This is a genomic window from Agromyces mediolanus (assembly GCF_023715325.1).
GTDB classification, from domain to species: domain Bacteria; phylum Actinomycetota; class Actinomycetes; order Actinomycetales; family Microbacteriaceae; genus Agromyces; species Agromyces mediolanus_A.
The window spans coordinates 330,615-348,787 of the sequence record NZ_JAMBNX010000004.1 but is presented as its reverse complement, the minus strand read 5'-3'; the positions used below and the strand labels follow the sequence as shown (position 1 = coordinate 348,787).

General features: G+C 72.4%; 16 protein-coding genes. 6 read left to right on the top strand and 10 right to left on the bottom strand.

Features of this window, described 5'->3' with window-relative positions; all coding sequences use genetic code 11:
• The first annotated feature begins 118 nt into the window (after positions 1-118).
• Positions 119-1,408: an MFS transporter gene (locus tag M3147_RS09800; RefSeq protein WP_251203319.1), complete on the top strand. Its 1,290-nt coding sequence runs from the start codon at positions 119-121 to the stop codon at positions 1,406-1,408.
• Between the two features lie 483 nt (positions 1,409-1,891).
• Here M3147_RS09800 and M3147_RS09795 read toward each other — a convergent pair whose 3' ends face one another.
• Together M3147_RS09795 and M3147_RS09790 are read right to left on the bottom strand one after the other, a co-directional pair.
• Positions 1,892-2,359, bottom strand: a complete 468-nt coding sequence (locus M3147_RS09795; RefSeq protein ID WP_189084139.1) for an aromatic ring-opening dioxygenase LigA — start codon at positions 2,357-2,359, stop codon at positions 1,892-1,894.
• Positions 2,360-2,836: 477 nt separating this feature from the next.
• Positions 2,837-5,134, bottom strand: a complete 2,298-nt coding sequence (locus tag M3147_RS09790; protein WP_251203318.1) for an ATP-dependent Clp protease ATP-binding subunit — start codon at positions 5,132-5,134, stop codon at positions 2,837-2,839.
• A 224-nt stretch (positions 5,135-5,358) separates the two neighbouring features.
• Here M3147_RS09790 and M3147_RS09785 point away from each other — a divergent pair, with 224 nt between their 5' ends.
• Positions 5,359-6,387: an LLM class flavin-dependent oxidoreductase gene (locus M3147_RS09785; protein ID WP_251203272.1), complete on the top strand. Its 1,029-nt coding sequence runs from the start codon at positions 5,359-5,361 to the stop codon at positions 6,385-6,387.
• A 99-nt stretch (positions 6,388-6,486) separates the two neighbouring features.
• Here M3147_RS09785 and M3147_RS09780 read toward each other — a convergent pair whose 3' ends face one another.
• The gene (locus M3147_RS09780; RefSeq protein ID WP_251203271.1) at positions 6,487-6,990 is read right to left on the bottom strand and encodes an ASCH domain-containing protein; all 504 of its coding nucleotides are present in this window, start codon (positions 6,988-6,990) and stop codon (positions 6,487-6,489) included.
• 196 nt (positions 6,991-7,186) lie between these two features.
• On the opposite strand from M3147_RS09780, the gene M3147_RS09775 reads away from it, so the two are divergent.
• Complete coding sequence (locus M3147_RS09775; protein ID WP_251203270.1) at positions 7,187-7,888, top strand: YceI family protein; 702 nt, start codon at positions 7,187-7,189, stop codon at positions 7,886-7,888.
• On the opposite strand, the gene M3147_RS09770 is transcribed toward M3147_RS09775, so the two are convergent.
• The 5 genes from M3147_RS09770 to M3147_RS09750 form a co-directional block, all read right to left on the bottom strand.
• Positions 7,875-8,081 (bottom strand): hypothetical protein, encoded by a 207-nt coding sequence (locus tag M3147_RS09770; RefSeq protein ID WP_251203269.1) that lies wholly within the window; start codon positions 8,079-8,081, stop codon positions 7,875-7,877. The genes M3147_RS09775 and M3147_RS09770 overlap by 14 nt on opposite strands.
• Positions 8,082-8,140: 59 nt before the next feature.
• The gene (locus M3147_RS09765; protein WP_251203268.1) at positions 8,141-8,836 is read right to left on the bottom strand and encodes a hypothetical protein; all 696 of its coding nucleotides are present in this window, start codon (positions 8,834-8,836) and stop codon (positions 8,141-8,143) included.
• 36 nt (positions 8,837-8,872) lie between these two features.
• Positions 8,873-10,255 (bottom strand): GntR family transcriptional regulator, encoded by a 1,383-nt coding sequence (locus tag M3147_RS09760; protein WP_251203267.1) that lies wholly within the window; start codon positions 10,253-10,255, stop codon positions 8,873-8,875.
• A 104-nt stretch (positions 10,256-10,359) separates the two neighbouring features.
• Entirely contained in the window at positions 10,360-11,733 is a 1,374-nt protein-coding gene (locus M3147_RS09755) for an APC family permease (RefSeq protein ID WP_308201062.1), read from the bottom strand.
• A gap of 178 nt (positions 11,734-11,911) precedes the next feature.
• Positions 11,912-13,009 (bottom strand): alcohol dehydrogenase catalytic domain-containing protein, encoded by a 1,098-nt coding sequence (locus tag M3147_RS09750; protein ID WP_251203265.1) that lies wholly within the window; start codon positions 13,007-13,009, stop codon positions 11,912-11,914.
• Positions 13,010-13,126: 117 nt separating this feature from the next.
• On the opposite strand from M3147_RS09750, the gene M3147_RS09745 reads away from it, so the two are divergent.
• Positions 13,127-14,554, top strand: coding sequence for a PucR family transcriptional regulator (locus tag M3147_RS09745; RefSeq protein ID WP_251203264.1), 1,428 nt, complete (start codon positions 13,127-13,129; stop codon positions 14,552-14,554).
• 37 nt (positions 14,555-14,591) lie between these two features.
• On the opposite strand, the gene M3147_RS09740 is transcribed toward M3147_RS09745, so the two are convergent.
• On the bottom strand, positions 14,592-15,080 hold the full coding sequence (locus tag M3147_RS09740) for a DUF1877 family protein (protein ID WP_251203263.1): 489 nt from the start codon (positions 15,078-15,080) through the stop codon (positions 14,592-14,594).
• 149 nt (positions 15,081-15,229) lie between these two features.
• Here M3147_RS09740 and M3147_RS09735 point away from each other — a divergent pair, with 149 nt between their 5' ends.
• Positions 15,230-16,843, top strand: a complete 1,614-nt coding sequence (locus tag M3147_RS09735; RefSeq protein ID WP_251203262.1) for a carboxylesterase/lipase family protein — start codon at positions 15,230-15,232, stop codon at positions 16,841-16,843.
• A 222-nt stretch (positions 16,844-17,065) separates the two neighbouring features.
• Positions 17,066-17,734: a TMEM175 family protein gene (locus tag M3147_RS09730; protein WP_251203261.1), complete on the top strand. Its 669-nt coding sequence runs from the start codon at positions 17,066-17,068 to the stop codon at positions 17,732-17,734.
• Here M3147_RS09730 and M3147_RS09725 read toward each other — a convergent pair.
• Positions 17,641-18,171: a GNAT family N-acetyltransferase gene (locus tag M3147_RS09725; protein ID WP_251203260.1), complete on the bottom strand. Its 531-nt coding sequence runs from the start codon at positions 18,169-18,171 to the stop codon at positions 17,641-17,643. The genes M3147_RS09730 and M3147_RS09725 overlap by 94 nt on opposite strands.
• Positions 18,172-18,173: the final 2 nt, after the last annotated feature.

Below are 18,173 nucleotides of genomic sequence, written 5' to 3'. Positions count from 1 at the left end.
AATCCTGCGTCTGCAGCTTCAACCGTACGTCGAGTGGATCTCTTCCCGGCGGCGCGGTTCGTGCGCCGCGGCATCCTCCGATGTCGGCGGCCTCCGGCAGAATGCACTGGTGACCGGCATGAAGTCCTTCTGGCAGGCCCTCCCCACCGAGGGGCGATGGCTGCTCTCCACCGTCGCCATCCAGACGCTCGGCCGCGGCATGACCCTGCCGTTCACGATCATCTACCTGCACGAGGTGCGCGGCTTCGACCTCGGCCTCTCCGGGGCGCTGATGAGCCTCATCGCGGTCACCGGGCTCCTCGTCACCGGCCCCGGCGGCACCCTCATCGACCGCTACGGCGCCAAGCGGGTGCTGCTCGTCGGGCTCGCCGCGATGATCGCGGGCTGCACGCTGCTCGCCTTCGCGACCCACCCCGCCGTGGCGGCGGTCGCGCTCGTGCTCATCGGCGTGAACTTCGGCGTCTCCTGGCCCGGCTTCAACGCGCTCATCGCCACCGTCGTCGACGGCGAGGTGCGGCAGCAGTACTTCGGCGTGAACTTCGCGCTCGTGAACCTCGGCATCGGCGTCGGCGGCATCATCGGCGGCTTCTTCGTCGACGTGCACAACCCGAGCACCTTCACGGCGATCTTCCTCGTCGACGCGGTGTCGACCTTCATCCCCATGGCGCTCCTCCTCGGGCCGCTGCGCCGCGTGCGCACGCAGGGCGACCCCGAGCCGGGCGAGGTGCCCGTCGCGGGATACCGGGCGATTCTCCGGCAGCCCGCCGTGCTCTGGCTCACGCTGCTGACCTTCATCTCCGTGTTCATCGGCTACGGGCAGATGGAGGCCGGGTTCCCCGCGTTCGCCCGGCAGGTGTCCGAGGTGTCGACGCGGGTGGTCGGGCTCTCCTTCGCCGTCAACACCGCCGTCATCGTGCTGCTGCAGTTCGCCGTGCTGCGACTGATCAGCGGGCGCCGCCGCACTCGCGTCATGCAGGTCATGGCGCTCATCTGGGCGGTGTCGTGGCTGCTGCTCGGCGCCACCGGCCTGCTGCCCGACTCGCTCGCCGCGGCGATCGGTGTACTCGCGTTCATGGGCGTCTTCGCCTTCGGCGAGACCATGCTGCAGCCGACGGTGCCCGCCATCTACAACGATCTCGCGAGCGACCGCAACCGGGGCCGCTACAACGCGATCAACTCTGCCGCGTTCCAGGGCGGCGCGATCACGGGGCCGATCGCCGCGGGCCTGCTGCTCGGCGAGGGGCAGGCCGGATGGTTCATCGCCGTCATGATCGCCGGCTGCGCCGCCATCTGCGTGCTCGCGATCGCGCTCGAACGCCGAGTGTCGCCCGCGGCGAACGGCGTCAAGGCCGAAGCTGCGGCCGAGGGCGCTGCCGGAGCCGGGGTGTCGGAGGCGGCCGGCGACTAGCGGCGGCGCCGACCTTCGCGCCGGCCCCCGGTGCGCGTGTGTGGGTGGGCGTGTGCGCGGGGTGTGTGCGCGCCTGGTGCCCTTCGGCCGTTGCCGTGCTGGCACTGGTGCCGTGTTGGCCGTGGTGCCGTGGTGCCGTGGTGCCGTGGTGCCTGTTGGCCCGCTGGCCCTGGTGCCCCGTTGGCCCGCAGGCCCTGGTGCCCGTTGGCTCGTTGCCCGTTGCCCGTTGCTCGTTGCCCGTCGGCCCCGCTGGCCAGGCCTTCCGTGCGCGCCACTTCGGTGTCGTTGCGCCATCGCTAGTGGCGCAACGAGGCTGAAGTGGCGCGCACGGCCCACGGCGCACGGCGCACGGCCCACGGCCCACGGCCCACGGCCCACGGCCCACGGTCCACGGCCCACAGACCACAGACCACCGCCCGCGGTCCACTGCCTGGCGACAGCCGAGCAGCGTGGGCGCCGACCGAGCGTGCCCGGGCGCGAGCGTTAGCGACTGCGTGGCAGTGGCGGCACCATCGTGCGGATCGCCCAGCCGAACAGCAGGAAAAGCACGCCCGCGCCGCCGGCGAACAGCGCCATGCCGAACGAGATCACCGAGGTGAAGAGGGACGCGCGCAGGAACGAGGCGTTCATCACGACGGGCCGCAGCGGGTCGTCCTGATCGAGCTCCGCGTACGTCTTGCCGTCGGCCATCTCGCGCGCGTGCATGTCGATGACGCCGGCCTGCACGAACGCGTCGATCGGTCCGTCGACGACCTTGCCCGCGAGGATCGGCGCGTCATCGGGGATCACGATGTTCTCCGCGCGCAACTGCGACGACACGCCCACCCAGGCCACGACGGCCACGATGATCAGCAGGATTCCGCCGATGATGCCGGCGAGCCCGGTCAGCCGCACCACGTTCACCTGCGTGCGGTTCAGCACCGCGCCGCCCGCCTCGAACTCTTCGGTCATGCGTCCATCCCCCTTGGAGCGCGGCCGCTCCGGGGTCGTCCGGAGCGCGTCCGATGCGCCCACCGTAGCGGAGCGGGCGTGTGCGCGTCGAGGCATCCGCCAGCGCCACTTGTGCGTCGTTGCGCCATTCGAGGTGGCGCGTGGAGGGTGAAGTGGCGCTGGCGGGTCGGCGGGTGGATGCCGGTGGCCGGGGGCGGGCGCGGGTGCGTCGAAGTGGCGCTGTCGAGTCGGTGGGCGGATGCCGATGGCCGGGGACGCGCGCGTGGAGGGTGAAGTGGCGCTGTCGGGTCGGTGGGTGGGTGCCGGTGGCCGGGGTCGCGCGCGGGAGCGCCACTTCGGTGTCGTTGCGCCATTCGAGGTGGCGCGTGGAGGGCGAAGTGGCGCTGTCGAGTCGGTGGGCGGGCGCGGGGGCGCCGACTGAAGTCGACGCCCCCGCGATGGTCCGATCGAGCCCGGGCTACTCCGATCGAGCCCGGGCTACTCGTCGAGCAGCTCGGCCTCGACCACGTCGTCCTCGCCGGCGGACCCGGCACCGGGCGCCGAACCGCCAGCCCCAGCCGAACCGCCAGCCCCAGCCCCAGCCCCAGCCCCGGCCCCAGCACTCGACTCCGGGACCTCGGCCACGTCCGCCCGCGACACCGTCAGCGCCTCGCCGTCGTCGGCGAGCCCCACCACGACGGTGTCGCCGTCGCGGATCGAGCCGTCGAGCAGCGCCCGGGCGAGCCGGTCGTCGATCTCGCGCTGCATGAGCCGGCGCAGCGGCCGGGCGCCGTACAGCGGGTCGTAGCCGCGCTCGGCGAGCCAGGCCCGGGCGTCGGGCGTGACCCCGAGCTCGAGCCGCCGCTCGTGCAGTCGAGCGGTGAGCCGGTCGATGTAGAGACTCACGATCTCGCCGAGGTCCTGCTGGCTGAGCGCCGAGAACACGACGATGTCGTCGAGCCGGTTCACGAACTCGGGCTTGAACGACTGCCGCACGGTCTGCAGCACCGCCTGCTCCTTCTCGTCCCAGGTGAGCGAGGGGTCGACGAGGTAGTGCGAGCCGAGGTTCGAGGTGAGGATCAGGATCGTGTTGCGGAAGTCGACCGTGCGCCCCTGCCCGTCGGTGAGCCGGCCGTCGTCGAGCACCTGCAGCAGCACGTCGAACACCTCGGGGTGCGCCTTCTCGACCTCGTCGAAGAGGATCACCGAGTACGGCCGGCGCCGCACGGCCTCGGTCAGCTGTCCGCCCTGGTCGTAGCCGACGTATCCGGGCGGGGCGCCGACGAGCCGCGAGACGGAGTGCTTCTCGCCGTACTCCGACATGTCGATGCGCACCATGGCGTGCTCGTCGTCGAAGAGGAACTCCGCGAGCGCTTTCGCCAGCTCGGTCTTGCCGACACCCGTCGGGCCGAGGAAGAGGAAGGAGCCGGTGGGCCGGTTGGGGTCGTTGATGCCGGCCCGGGAGCGCCGCACCGCGTCGGCGACCGCCGCCACGGCGGGCTTCTGCCCGATGAGGCGCTTGCCGAGCTCGCGCTCGAGGTGCAGCAGCTTCTCGGTCTCGCCTTGCATGAGGCGGCCGACGGGGATGCCGGTCCAGGCGGCGATCACGGCGGCGATGTCCTCGTCGGTGACCTGCTCGTTGACCATGCGGCCCTCGCTGGCGTCGGCCGTGGCATCCGCCCGCTCCGCCTCGATGAGGTCGCGCTCGAGGCGCTTGATGGTCTCGTACTCGAGCTTCGAGGCGCGCGCGTAGTCGGCTTCGCGCATGGCGCGGTCGCGCTCGGTGACGGCCTCGTCGAGCTGCTTCTTCAGCTCGCCGACACGGTTCAGTCCCTGACGCTCGCGGGCCCAGCGCGCCTCGAGGGCGGCGAGCTCGCGCTCCTGCTCGACGAGGGTCTCGCGGAGTTTCGCGAGCCGCTCCTTGGAGGCGTCGTCCTTCTCCTTCTTCAGCGCGAGCTCCTCGAGCTTCATGCGGTCGACCTGGCGCTTCAGCTGGTCGATCTCGATGGGGCTAGAGTCGATCTCCATCTTGAGTCGGCTCATGGCCTCGTCGATGAGGTCGATCGCCTTGTCGGGTAGCTGCCGGGAGGTGATGTACCGGTTCGACAGTGACGCCGCTGCGACGAGCGCCGCATCGGAGATGGTGACGCCGTGGTGCGCTTCGTACCGACCCTTGAGCCCACGGAGGATGGCGATGGTGTCTTCGACGGAGGGCTCGCCGACGTAGACCTGCTGGAAGCGACGCTCGAGCGCCGCGTCCTTCTCGATGTACTCGCGGTACTCGTCGAGGGTGGTCGCGCCGATGAGGTGCAGCTCGCCGCGGGCGAGCATGGGCTTCAGCATGTTGGATGCCGCGACGGACCCTTCGCCGCCGCCGGCCCCCATGAGCAGGTGCAGCTCGTCGACGAAGGTGATGATGCCGCCCTCGGCCTCGTTGATCTCCTTGAGCACGGCTTTCAGCCGCTCCTCGAACTGGCCGCGGTACATCGCACCGGCGACGAGCGCGGAGATGTCGAGCGAGACGAGCTCCTTGTCCTTCAGGGACTCGGCGACGTCGCCCGCGACGATGCGCTGGGCGAGGCCCTCGACCACGGCGGTCTTGCCGACGCCGGGCTCGCCGATGAGCACGGGGTTGTTCTTCGTGCGCCGCGTGAGCACCTGGCTCACCCGCCGGATCTCGGCGTCGCGGCCGATGACCGGGTCGAGCTTGCCGGCCTTCGCGAGGTCGGTCAGGTTGACGCCGTACTGTTCGAGCGCCGACTTCTGCTCCTCCTGCGAGCTCGGCGCGCCCTGCATGTTCGCCACTCAGTCGATCCTTTCTGGGAACTCGGTCCCGTCGTCCTAAAGTTGAGTCTACTGAACTCAACTTTGGTTCTCGGTTCGATATTCCTGGATGCCTCGGCGGAATCCCCCGCCGCTCACGGTAGACCGGATGCCGCGGAGCCGCCAGGGTCCGCGCGACCGGCGCCGAGGCATCCATGCGTCGGAATAGACCTGACGGGGCGGATGTTGCCACCGACGTGGAACGCTTCGGAACCCTCTCCTTCGGTCACTACGGCCCCCTCGGCGGCGGGCGCGAGCTCAGCGCCGCCGACTCGATGCTGCAGGCGATCGACCTCGCGCAGGGCATGGACGAGCTCGGCGTCAACGGCGCCTACTTCCGCGTGCACCACTTCGCGCGCCAGCAGGCGGGGCCGATGCCGCTCCTCGCCGCGATCGCGGCGCGCACCGAGCGCATCGAGGTCGGCACCGGCGTCATCGACATGCGCTACGAGAACCCGCTGCACCTCGCCGAGGACGCGGCCGCCGTCGACCTCATCTCCGGCGGACGACTCGCGCTCGGCGTGAGCCGCGGATCACCCGAGACGGTCGTGCGCGGCTACGAGGCCTTCGGCTACACCGGCTCGCAGGACCCCCGCGGCGCGGATCTCGCCCGCGATCACTTCGCGCGCTTCCTGCAGGCGATCGAGGGCGAGGGGCTCGCGGAGCGGGATGCCTCGTCGCCCTTCGGCGGCGGCACCGGGCTGCAGCGCATCGAACCGCACAGCCCGGGTCTGCGCTCCCGCATCTGGTGGGGCGCCGGCAGCCGGGACACCGCCGAGTGGGCGGGCCGGGCGGGCGTGAACCTGATGTCGTCGACCCTGCTGACGGAGGACCGCGGCATCCCCTTCGACGAACTGCAGGCCGAGCAGATCGAGGCCTTCCGCGCCGCCTGGCGCGAGGCCGGGCACGCGGGCGAGCCGCGCGTCTCGGTGAGCCGCTCCATCTTCCCGATCACGACGGCCGAGGACGAGCTCTACTTCGGCGGGCGCGACGAGTCGGACGGCGTCGGCTACATCGACGGGTTCCGCTCGACGTTCGGCAAGACCTACGCCGACACCCCCGAGCGCCTCGTCGAGCAGCTGCAGCGGGACGCGGCGATCCGCTCGGCCGACACGCTCATGCTCACGATCCCGTCGCAGCTCGGCGTCGCCTTCAACCTGCGGCTCATCGCCGCTTTCGCCGAGCACGTCGCTCCGGCCCTCGGCTGGAAGCCGACGACGGCCTGACGCGGGATCGACGGCAGTCCTTGCGGGTGCGGCGGCGCGCTGACCCGCACATGCTGACGCCACCCCGGCCAGGGATCGGCCGGGATCGGCCGGGGCTGGTCAGGGGCGGGCGTCGGCGTGCTCGGGCGGCCAGACCACCTCGAAGCGCTCGAAGACGATGTCGTGCGCGTCGGTCCACTCGATGCCGAGGGCGGTGCCGACGCGGGTCCAGTAATCGCGGTGGCCCTCGCACCAGCTCGCGAGCGAGCGGTCGCCCTCGCCCTCGTCGAAGGCGAAGCGCTCGTCGACGCTCGTGAAGGGCCCGACGCGCAGCTCGACCGAGCGGAGCACGACGCGGGGCCGTCCCATCGAGTCGCACGCGATCCAGTGGCTGCCGACGCGCGGCAGCGGCGCGCCCTCGGCCTCGAACTCCGCGACGAGTCCCGCGGTGGCCCGCTTCGGCCCGTGGATGACGAGGTCGAGGAGTTCGTCGGTGAGCTCGGGGTGGTCGCCGAACCGTTCGATCGAGGGAGCCTCGTCCTCGACCCAGTGGGCCGGGGCGGAAGCGCGGTACTCGGCCCAGAGGGCGTGGGCGGCGTCGGTGTCGATCGGCGCGTTGTCCATGCTCCGAGTCTGACAGCCGCCGCGAGCGGTTCGCGCCCGCGCCATCCGCCGACCGGATCGGCTCAACAGTCACGCCGCGTCATCTGCGGCGCCTTCCGGGCGAACTCCATGGTTTCTCATACGTTCGTCCGCCACCCTGGAACTCCGTCACCGCGACCCGACGCGACCCGTCGAACACGATGAACGAAAGAGTCCCATGCAGAAGCGCACCAAGATCATCACCGCCTCGATCGTCGCCGCGGCACTCGTGCTCGGCGCGACCGCCGCCATCGCGGGCCCCATCATCTATCGCGACGTCATCGCGGCGAAGCCGGACACGGCCCCCACGGTCACCGCGGCCCCAGAGGCGAGCGTGAGCGATGCCGCGGAAGCCGGCGATCTGAGTGGTGCGTGGACGGTCGCCGACGGCTCCTTCGCGGGCTACCGGGTCGACGAGGTGCTGAACGGCACCGACGTCACCGTGACCGGCCGCACCGAGCAGGTCACCGGCGAACTCACCGTCTCGGGCCTGACGCTCGAATCCGCCGCCTTCGAGGTCGACGTCGCGTCGATCGCGACCGACTCGACGAACCGCGACGACTACTTCCGCACCGAGGCGCTGCGCACCGACGAGTTCCCGACCGCGAGCTTCGTGCTCACCCAGCCGATCGCGGTGGACTCGGCCCCCGCCGTCGGCGAGGTGCAGACGATCCAGGCGACGGGCGAGCTCACGCTCGCGGGGGTCACGAAGGCGGTCACGGTCGAGTTGCAGGCGGTGCTGAACGGCGCGACCGGGCAGGTCGCCGGCAGCATCCCGATCACCTTCGCGGACTTCGGCGTCGTGGCACCGAACCTCGGCTTCGTCTCGGTCGAGCCGGCCGGCACCGTCGAGTTCTCCCTGGAGCTCAGCCGCGCCTGACCCGCACCGGATCGGCGAGCACGGTCGCGCTGCCGCGCCCGTCGTTCCGCCCGTCGCGCTCGCGGCGGAACTCGTGGTCGGCGGATCGACCGCAGCGGCAGCGCACGCGGATGCGCTCGCCGGTGTCCGGGACGGTGAAGATTTCCGCGTGCTCGATGGGGGAAGCACCCGGGAAGGCGGGGGATCGGGTCATACCTGAGAGACGGCCACGGGTGGCTCGGATGACGCGGATCCGTCAGCTGTGCAGCGGTTTCACAGCTCCGTGGGAGCGGATGCCTCGTCGAGCCCGTGCCGCGACGCGAGCCACGCGTCGACGTGCACGGAGCGAGCGCGTTCGAGGGCGGCATCCATCCGTTCGACGAGCGGTCGGCTGCGGTGCAGCGGCACGTCGTAGGCGACCCAGAGGAACGCCCGCAGGGTGGGGTGGGCGAGCATGAGCTCGACGTCGTGCTCGCTCACGGGCACGTCCTTCGTGAGCACGATCTCCTCCAGGTTCGGCGCCTCGAGCACCGGCGCGAGGGAGCGCAGCCCGCGCAGCATCCCGAGCTCGACCCGCAGCAGCCGATCGTTGCCCGCGAGGGAGGGCAGCTCGGCGAGGCGCGGCTGCGCGTACAGCTGCAGCACCTCGAGGCCCGTGCACGAGGCGAGCGCCGAGGCGTCGGCCAGCCCGCGCACGTACGAGACCCGGAGCACCTCGAGGCCGGTGCAGCCGCGGACCGACTCGAGGTCGGTGCCGCTGCCGCCGACGAGCTCGAGCCAGCCGAGGGCCGGGAGCGCGGCGTAGGCGCCGGGCCCGGCCTTCACCCCGTCCGCGCGAAGCCGACGGGTCGCCCGGTGCCGCTCGACGAAGGCGGCGTCCGCCCGCTCCTTCGCGACGAGCGCCGGGGCGATCGTGCGCCAATCGGGCCGTGCATCGGAACGCGGGGCGCCTGGCTCTGGCTGCGGCATGGCGCCAGCCTAGCGAGCGGCCCAGGCCAGGCTCGCTCAGTCGGCGGGCCCGTCGACGAGCCGGTCGCGCTGCAGCGGGTGCGTGAACACGCTGAGGTAGACCGCCTCGGCGAGCCCGGTCTCGCGGCTGGCGATCGCTTCGAACAGGAACCGGTGTCCGCGCTTCACCTGCGCGGCGAGCGGCGCGTCCGCGACGAGCATGCGCATCCGCGCCTCGACGAGTCGGCCGATCTCGAGCAACAGTCGGTTCTCGGCCATCACGTACACCTGGCGGCGGAACGCGAACATGCGATCCAGCAGCTCCTCGGCGTGCGTGAGCGGCGTGCGCTCCTCGGCGAGGAGGCACTGCTCGAGCAGGGCGAGCTCCTCACGGGTCGGGCGTTGGGCGGCCAGCCGACTCGCGAGCACGTCGAGGGTGACGCAGAGGTCGAAGAAGTCCGCCGCGTCCTCCGCGGGGACGGCCCGCACCCGGGCCGAGACGCGGCTCGTGCCGACGGTCGCGAGACCCTCGAGGGCGAGCGCGTCGATCGCCTGCCGCACGGGGATGCGTCCGACGCCGTACTCCTGCGCCAGCGTGCGCTCGGAGAGCACCACGCCTGGAGCGCGCCGGCCGCCGATGATGTCGGCGCGGACGCCGTCGAGCACCGTCTGCGCGTCGGTGCACTCATCGCTCGCCCCCGATTCCTGGGCGGGCTCGGCAGCGAGCGCGGCGAGGCGCTCCCGCTCCGCCGACCAGGTGTCGGCGGCTTGGCTGGCCAGGGCGCCGTCGAGGCGGCGGAGCATCCGCTCCTGTCGCGCCGCGCGGAGATGGTCGCTGAACTCCGCCATCGCGGCTTCGACCGCGTCGGAGTCGCCGCGCTCGAAGGCGGACAGGAAGCGACGGTAGTACGGCAGCGGGGCGGTCACCGACGGCTCGGCCAGGGCGAACATGCGTTGCGTCCGGCAGAGCAGGACGTCGTGGATCTCGAGCAGCGGGCGGCTGCGGCTCGCCCGGTAGGCGTCGGAGCGGAACTGCACGCCGACCCTGGCGAGCTCGGCGTGGTCGCCGCGGGCCTCGGCCGCCTCGGCGGCGTCGAGGTCGCGGCGGAAGCGCTCGACGTCGGCCGTGCTGCGGCGCACCGCCGCCCGCCGCACGGCGAGGCGGTCGAACGCACTGTGCAGCTCGGCCACGTCGGCGACGTCGGAGCGGGTCATCACCCGCACGAAGCTGCCGCGGCGGGGAAATTGGTCGACCAGTCCGTCGAGCACGAGCCGGCGCATCGCGATGCGCACGGGGAGCCGGCTGACCTCGTACTGCTCGGCGATGACCCGCTCCACCAGGTGCTGCCCGCCGGGTCTGATGCCGTCGATGATTTCGTCGCGGAGCCCCCGGAGGACCCGCTCCACGGCGGTGTCGTCGTTGCTGCGTATCCTCGACATCCCTCTAGGGATACCACAGCGGCGCCCGGTCGGGGGAACCGGACGCCGCTGCGGTCAGCCACGCCCCACCGCCGGGCTGCGACGACGGAGCGCGGGTCGTGGGCCTAGCCGACGCCCTCGAGCGCGTCGGTCTCGGTGTTGCCGATCCGGGCGATGACCTCGGGGCGGCGCTTGGCGAGGTGCAGATACCAGGCGATCGCGGCGATCATCGTGATGAGGAACAGGTACGGGATGACGTTCAGCGGCCACGCCGGCACCGGCCACACGTTCGCGAAGAACACGTAGGCCATGGCGGCGACCGAGACGATCGCGCAGAACCAGACGAGGCCGTTGCGCATCTTCTCGCGCTGCGTGTACGCGACGCAGGCGATCGCGACGAGGGCGTAGGCGACCATGTAGCCGTACGTGCCGTAGGTGTCGACCCACACGACGATGTCCATCGGGTTCACGCCGATGCCGAGCAGGATCAGGTCGAGCGCGATGGCGGCGGGTCCCGCGATGAGCAGCACCCGGTGCGGGGTGAGGTGGCGGTCGTGGGTGCGGCCGAAGCGCTCGGCGACCACGCCCTCCTTGCCCATGACGTAGATGATGCGGCCGACGACGTTCAGCGGCGCGACCACGACGGCGAAGAACGAGGCGCCGACGCCGAAGGTCAGGATCGGGGCGAACCAGCCAGGCATGCCGATCTGCGTCGCGATCGCCTCGAGCGGGCTCGCGACGGTGCCGAGGTCCTCGCCGAGCAGCGCGATCTGGGTGTACGCGGCGAAGACGTAGAGGATGCCGACGGTGACCGCGCTCCACATGATGGCGCGGGGGATCGCGGTGTAGGGGTTGCGCGCCTCGCGGCCGAGCGCATCGGCCGAGGAGAAGCCGACGAAGCCCAGGATGCCGAGCACCATGCCCGCGGCGACGCCCTGGAACGGCACGCCCTCGAAGGAGAACTGCGCCGGGTCCCACGCGGCCGGGCCGGCCCAGACGAGCGCCAGCACCAGCAGGATCAGGATGATCGTGACCGACACGAGCTCGAGCACGAGCGACACGCGGGCCGACAGGCGGATGCCGCGGATCGTGAACAGCGTCGCGAGGCCGCCGAGCACGACGGCGAGCGCCATCGACCAGCCGAGGCCCTCGGCGGGGACGCCGATGAGCAGCAGGAACTGGTTCATGTACGAGACCGCGCCGCCGAGCGAGCCGGCCGCGATGCCCCAGCAGCCCACGAGGAGGGCGATGCCCGCGAGGTAGGCGCCGAACGGGCCGAGGCCCTTCGCGACGTAGGTGTAGAGCGAGCCCGCCGAGGCGTGCCGCTTCGCGAAGACGGCGACGCAGTAGCCGACCGCGAGGATCACGAGGGTGGCGAGCACGAAGGAGAGCATCGTGCCGTTGCCGGCGCCGAGGTAGATGCCGGCGGCGGTGAACGCGATCACCGCGCTGGGCGCGATGTTGGCGATGGCCTGAGCGGCGAGCTCCGGGCCGCTCATGACGCCGCGGCGGAGGCCGGCGTCGACGGGGGCCTGCGCGGGGGCGCCGGCCTGGGTGGGGGCGGTCATGGCAACTCTCCAATGAGTCGGGTGGGGGAACGGAGGAGGAGCGGTGGTGCGGGTGCCGGCCCGGCGGCCGATCGGAACGCGACCGGCCGACCGGGTCGGCGGACGAGCGTCAGGGGATGAGCAGGGTGCGCAGCGCCTCGCCGGACTCGAGGTCGTCGAAGGCGGCGGCGGCCTCGACGAGCGGGCGCCGGGCGGAGATGAGCGGGTCGAGCTTCAGCTGGCCGTCCATGTAGCGGTCGACGAGCGCGGGGATGTCGATCGAGGGGCGCACCGAGCCGTAGTTCGAGCCGAGGATGCGCTGGTCGGCCTCCGCGAGCACGAGCGGCTCGAAGCTGGCCTTGGCCCCGGTCGGGGGGAGCCCCACGATGACGGCGGCGCCGCCGAGCCCGAGCATGCGGATGGCCTGCTCGGTCGTGACGGTGCGCCCGATCGCGTCGAACGCGTAGTCGACGCCGTCGGGGATGAGCTCGAAGAGCCGCTCGACGGCGTCGCCCTTCGACGCGTCGATGCGGTCGGTGGCGCCGAACTGCAGGGCGAGCTGGGTCTTCTCGGGCAGCACGTCGATCGCGACGATGCGCTCGGCGCCGGCGAGCTTCGCGCCCTGGACGACGTTCAGCCCGACGCCGCCGCAGCCGATGACCACGACGGTCGAGCCGGGCTCGACGGCCGCGGTGTTGAGCACGGCGCCGACGCCGGTGGCGACGGCGCAGCCGACGACGGCGATGACGTCGAGCGGGGCGTCGTCGCGGACCTTCACGGCGCCGGATGCCGGCACGACGACCTCTTCGGCGAAGGAGGAGACGCCGAGGTAGTGGTGCAGCTCTTCGTCGCCGCTGCTGAGGCGCGAGGTGCCGTCGAAGAGCACGCCCTTCGGGGCGACCACGGTGGCGACCTTCTGGCAGCGCGCCTCGTGGCCCGAGCGGCAGTAGCGGCACTCGCCGCACGGCGGCACCCAGCTGAGGACGACGTGGTCGCCGACGGCGAGGGAGGTGACGCCCTCGCCGAGCTCGACGACCACGCCCGAGCCCTCATGACCCATGACGAGCGGAGCCGGGGCGTCCCATTCCCCTCGCTTCACGTGGAGGTCGGAGTGGCAGACTCCGGCCGCGGCGATCTTCACGCGCACTTCGCCGGCCTTGGGGGCGGCGAGGGCGACCTCGGCGACCTCGATCGGCGTCTCCGGCTCGCGGAAGACGATGGCTTTCATGATGCTCCCTTGGATCTGTTGCTGGGCATGCCGATGCTAGGCAGGGAGTCGAGGGTTCGTCATTGCGAAGAAGTGTGAATCAATGCCGATTCGATCGACATTCCGTACAATCGGGGGATGGCCCGGCGACTCGATTCCGTCGCGGCGACGCTCGGCGGCGAACTCGTCGAGGGCCGCGTCGATCCGTCGACCCCGGTCGACGACGCCGTGCCGCTCGCGGACTTCGCGGTCGTCGGACATCCCGCCTTCGCCACGCTCGTCGTCGGCACCGCCGCCGAGCTGCTCACCGCGCTCCGCGCGGGCGACGCCCGCTCGGTCGAGCTCACCGGGGCCGTGCTGGTCGCTCCGGCGGCCACGAACGCGCTGCGCACCGCGCTCGCCGAGGCGAATGCGACCGCCGTGTTCGGTCGCGGGCAGCCCGCCGAGCTGCTGCACGCCGCGCTCGTCGCGCAGCTCGCCGACGACCGCGCCGCGGAGGACCGCCTCGTCACCACCGGCACGAAAGTGCTCACGCAGGTCGCCCGCCGCGGCGGCGCCCGGGCGGTCGTCGCCGAGCTCGCGCACCGCATCGACGGCTGGGCCGTGCTCCTCGACGTGCACGGGCAGGTCATCACCACCGCGGGGGCGGGCGGGCTGCACGTGCAGGACGCGGTCGCCGTCGCGTTCCACCGGCCGGTGCGGGTGCGTCACCCCGGTCTCCAGGTGCACGCCGTCGGCCCCGGCGAGGACCTCACCGCCTATCTCGTGGTCTCCTCGCGCGAGAGCTCCACGAGCCGCACGCGCGACCTCGCCTCCCAGGCCGCGGCCCTCCTCGACCTGCTGCTGCGCACGCACGACCACGGCGGCACGGAACGGCTCGGCCGCTCGGTGATGGTCGACACCCTGCTCGCGGGCGGGCCGGAGGCATCCGAGCTCCTGCGCCGCTGGGGCGTGCGCGACCGCACGCTGACCGCCTTCGCGCTCACCAGCCGGTCCAAGGGCGTCGACCTGGAGCGGCTCGTCACCCGCTGGCTCGACGAACTCGGGGCGGTGCACGTCGTGACCGAGTCGCACGAGCGGGTCATCGGCTTCCTCAGGGACGGGCAGGTCGACGCCTTCGCTCGCCGGGTCGAGGAGTTCCTGCTCGACGGCCGGGTCGTGCTCCGGCTCGGCCTCGGCTCCTCCGCGCCCGGCGACGCGCTCGCCCGCAGCGCCGCCGAGGCGCGCCAGGCGCACGAGGCCGCGGTCGCGGACGCGCGGGCGGTGGTCCGGTATCGCGCCCTGCCGACGGTCGCCTACGTGCTCGACCGGCTCGACGAGGATGCCTCGGCGCGCATCGGCGACCTGCTGGAGCCGCTCACGGTCGACGATGGAGAGCTGTTGCGGACGCTGCGCGTCTACCTCGCCGAACACGGCGCACTCGGCGTGACGGCGACCGCCCTCGGCGTGCACCGGCAGACGCTCGCCTCCCGCCTGCACCGCATCGAGGAGCTCACCGGCCTCTCCCTCGCGAGCCCGGACGACCGCGCCGCGGCCTGGCTCGCCATCCGCGCGCTCGAGCGCTGAGCCGCGGCGGCGTACGGGGACCGCGTCGCCGCGCCGGTCAGAACCCGACGGTGAAGACCACGTGCTGTCCCTCGCGGCGCGCGGCCTCGAAGAAGGGGCGGAGTCCCGCGAGCATCGCGAGCGCGTACTCCTGCTCGTCGGGGCCGAACTCGGGGTTGCGCAGCTCCTCGGGCATCGCCGCGTACGCCGTGATGAACGCCGCGTCGTCGAGCCCGGCGAGGTAGTCGGCCACCTCGGCGACCTCGCCCGGGGCGAGGTGGGTGATCCAGCTCTCCTCGTCATCGGCCTGCAGGGTGCGGGCGCCGCCGATGACCCCGCGAGCGGGCCAGTCGCCGGACGCGCCCGCCGGCGCGAGGGAGCAGGCGATCGGGTCCCAGGCCTTGTCGGTCTCGCAGGCCTTCGCCCAGACCTCCTCGTCGGCCTCCAGCTCAGCCAGCACCGCCCCGAGCCGCTCGTCGTCGCCGGCCGCCGCGAGCACGCGGGCGGCTTCGTCGTCGGTCAGTCGGAAGTGCACGCCGAGTTCCATGGCCCCGAGTCTGCCAGGTGGCGTCGTTCGGCGCGACGCGTCTCGCGGGAGGGGATGGTCGGGCCCGGAGGACTTCGTGGCCAGGTGGGACCTCCCGCCACGGCGATCTCCTCCGCCGCCGTTCACGCCGGGCGGCTAACATGCGCGCCATGGGGGCACGCACTGCCGACGACGGCCTCGTCGTCGAGACCGAGCTCGGGGCGGTGGGCGGCGTCCGGCGCCGCGGCGTGCGGAGCTGGCGGGGCATCCCGTTCGCCGCGTCGACCGCGGGAGCCGCGCGGTTCCGGGCGCCGCGCCCGGCGAGCGGATGGGACGGGGTGCGCGCCGCCCACCGGTTCGGGCCGGTCGCCCCGCAGCTCCGGCGCGGGCAGTTCATCGGCGCGGCGCCGCACCTGCCCCGGAGTGAGGACTGCCTGAGCCTCAACGTCATCTCGCCGGAGGGTGCCGGGCCGACGGCCGGGCTGCCGGTCATGGTGTTCCTGCACGGTGGCGCCTACAGCGTGGGGTCCTCCGGCGAGTATCCGCGGCAGGGTGAGCTCTTCGCGGCCCGGCACGGCATCGTCTACGTGAGCTGCAACTACCGGCTGGGCGCCCTCGGGTGGCTCGACCTGCGCGCCTACTCGATGCCGGGCCATCCGATCGAGGCGAACCTCGGCCTTCGCGACCAGCTGGCGGCGCTCGAGTGGGTGCAGCGGAACATCCGCCGGTTCGGCGGCGACCCGTCGCGGGTGACCCTCTTCGGCGAGTCGGCCGGCGGGAACTCGGTGACCACGCTCATGACCGTGCCGGCCGCCGCGGGGCTGTTCGCCCGGGCGATCGCCCAGTCCTCACCGGCGAACGCGGTCTACCCGGCCGAGGTCGCGCAGCGCTGGGCGGGTGAGTACGTGCGCCTCCTCAGCCGGCTCGTCGACGACGACGACCTCGAGAGCGAGGCGCCGGAGGATGCCGCGCGGATGCTGCGGTTCGCGGACCCGGCCGTGCTCGCCCGGGCCACGACGGAGCTGGCGGTCCGCACTCCGGACGAGAACCCGGGCACGATCAGCCTCGCCCCGGTCATCGACGGCGAGCTGCTGCCGTGGCGACCGCTCGACGCGTTCAAGGAGGGGCGAGCGCACCGGGTGCCGCTCGTGATCGGCACGAACGACCGCGAGGGGTCGCTGTTCGAGGGGCGCATCGACATCCTGCCGACCACCAAGCCGCGCATCCGGGCGATCTTCGCGAACACCGGCAAGAAGGCGCGCAAGCGCATCAAGCGGCAGTACCCCGGGCTGCCCGAGCGGCGGCCGGCCGCCGACTTCGCGGGCGACTTCACGTTCTGGTTCCCGAGCGTGAAGCTCGCCGAGCGGCACGCGCGTTTCGCCCCGACGTGGAGCTACCGCTTCGACGCGGCGCCGCGGATGGCCCGACTGCTCGGGCTGGATGCCACGCACGGCCTCGAGCTCTTCGCGCTGTTCGAGAAGTTCGACACCCCGGTCGGCGTCGGGCTCACGGTGCTCGGCGGACGTGGCATGTTCGCCGCGGTCGGCCGGCGGATGCAGGCGCGCTGGGCGGCGTTCGCCGCGGTCGGCACTCCCGAGCCGGCGCGGTCGCCACTCGGGCGCGGCGGCTCGGACGGGAACGGCGGCGCCGACGGATGCCTCGACTGGCCGCCGTACGCCGAGCCCGAGCGGCTCACGCTGATCTTCGACCGGCGGGACCGGATCGAGGCCGATCCTCGAGGCGAGCGCCGGATCGCCTGGCAGCGCTTCGTTCCCCACGTCTGATCGTGGAACTGGCGCTATCTGTGCGCCCAGCGGTCTTTCGCGCAGGAATGAGGCGTTTCTACCTTGAATGAGTACACTGGAATCCCATACGCTCTAGGACATTGCACGGCAGAGCGCCGACCGACTGAGCCCGCCACGAGCGCGGCTCCTCACCGTGCGCGTGCGGCCGTTCCTCCTCCCCCCCCCTCGGCCGCACGCGCACACCTCCGCTACCCTGCGTGCATGACCTCGCACGAGCCCGCCGTCGACGACGACGGCACCGGCCCGACCACCACCTCGGCAGAACGCCTGAAAGCGTTCACCGACGCCGTCGTGGCCATCGCCATGACGCTGCTGATCCTGCCGCTGATGGAGAGCGTCACGGACGCCGGTGCCGAGGGCGGCGGCGTCGCCGTCTGGTTCGGCGAGCACGCCGAGCAGCTCATGAGTTTCGCCCTCAGCTTCGCGCTCATCGCCACGTTCTGGCTCGCGAACCACCGGGTGTTCGCCCGCGTCGAGCGCACCAGCCCGACCCTGCTCTGGCTCACGATCGGCTGGATGTTCACGATCGTCTGGCTGCCGGTGCCGACGGCCATGCTCGGCGCGATGGAGACCGACGACGCGCAGAAGCTCGTCTACATCGGCAGTCTGGTGCTGACGAGCGGCATGTCGCTCGCCATCCGCTGGTACCTGCTCCGGCACCCTGCGCTGCACGCGATCGCGGAGCCGCGCCTCCGCCGCGGCATCCTGGCGGACGTCATCACCACCGGGCTCTTCCTCGTGGCCCTCGCCCTGTCGATCCTCGTGCCGGCGATCGGCTACTGGGCGCTGCTGCTGCTCGTGCTGGTGTCGCCTGTGCACACGGTGCTCTGGCGCTCGGTCGGCCGGGGCGGACGCCGCAGCTCGCGGTAACCGCTCTCGGCGGTGTCGGCATCCGCCCGCTCGAAGCCGTGCCGCGCGTACAGCCGCTCCGCGGGATCGCCGGCCCACACCGACAGCGTGATCGCCCGGCCCGAGACATCCGCCTCCTCGGCCAGCGCGTCGAGTGCCGCGCTCGCGATCCCGCGTCCGCGGACGGGGGCGGTCACGGCCAGGTCGACGAGGCGGATCTCGTCGCCACTGCGGTCGGCCACGAGGTAGCCGACCGCCTCGGGCTCCGCATCGGAGCGTGGCAGCAGCACGACGGTCGCCCCGGGGTGTTCGGCTCGCATCGTGGCGAACTTCGCCGCGAGCTGCCCGGCGACGAGCGGGACGGCGAGCTCCGCCGGGATCCCGGGCAGCCGCTCCCGCAGCACCGAGGCGGCGATCTGCTGCACGAGCGGATGCCGGAGGTCGTGCTCGGCGGTCATCG

What these genes read in the sequence shown, in the direction of transcription:
- M3147_RS09740 (WP_251203263.1), bottom strand. Translation starts at nt 15,080, where the DNA reads ATGGAACTCGGCGTGCACTTCCGACTGACCGACGACGAAGCCGCCCGC.
- M3147_RS09800 (WP_251203319.1), top strand. Translation starts at nt 119, where the DNA reads ATGAAGTCCTTCTGGCAGGCCCTCCCCACCGAGGGGCGATGGCTGCTC.
- M3147_RS09770 (WP_251203269.1), bottom strand. Translation starts at nt 8,081, where the DNA reads ATGACCCGATCCCCCGCCTTCCCGGGTGCTTCCCCCATCGAGCACGCG.
- M3147_RS09750 (WP_251203265.1), bottom strand. Translation starts at nt 13,009, where the DNA reads ATGAAAGCCATCGTCTTCCGCGAGCCGGAGACGCCGATCGAGGTCGCC.
- M3147_RS09790 (WP_251203318.1), bottom strand. Translation starts at nt 5,134, where the DNA reads ATGCAGGGCGCGCCGAGCTCGCAGGAGGAGCAGAAGTCGGCGCTCGAA.
- M3147_RS09735 (WP_251203262.1), top strand. Translation starts at nt 15,230, where the DNA reads ATGGGGGCACGCACTGCCGACGACGGCCTCGTCGTCGAGACCGAGCTC.
- M3147_RS09775 (WP_251203270.1), top strand. Translation starts at nt 7,187, where the DNA reads ATGCAGAAGCGCACCAAGATCATCACCGCCTCGATCGTCGCCGCGGCA.
- M3147_RS09765 (WP_251203268.1), bottom strand. Translation starts at nt 8,836, where the DNA reads ATGCCGCAGCCAGAGCCAGGCGCCCCGCGTTCCGATGCACGGCCCGAT.
- M3147_RS09730 (WP_251203261.1), top strand. Translation starts at nt 17,066, where the DNA reads ATGACCTCGCACGAGCCCGCCGTCGACGACGACGGCACCGGCCCGACC.
- M3147_RS09725 (WP_251203260.1), bottom strand. Translation starts at nt 18,171, where the DNA reads ATGACCGCCGAGCACGACCTCCGGCATCCGCTCGTGCAGCAGATCGCC.
- M3147_RS09760 (WP_251203267.1), bottom strand. Translation starts at nt 10,255, where the DNA reads ATGTCGAGGATACGCAGCAACGACGACACCGCCGTGGAGCGGGTCCTC.
- M3147_RS09780 (WP_251203271.1), bottom strand. Translation starts at nt 6,990, where the DNA reads ATGGACAACGCGCCGATCGACACCGACGCCGCCCACGCCCTCTGGGCC.
- M3147_RS09755 (WP_308201062.1), bottom strand. Translation starts at nt 11,733, where the DNA reads ATGAGCGGCCCGGAGCTCGCCGCTCAGGCCATCGCCAACATCGCGCCC.
- M3147_RS09745 (WP_251203264.1), top strand. Translation starts at nt 13,127, where the DNA reads ATGGCCCGGCGACTCGATTCCGTCGCGGCGACGCTCGGCGGCGAACTC.
- M3147_RS09795 (WP_189084139.1), bottom strand. Translation starts at nt 2,359, where the DNA reads ATGACCGAAGAGTTCGAGGCGGGCGGCGCGGTGCTGAACCGCACGCAG.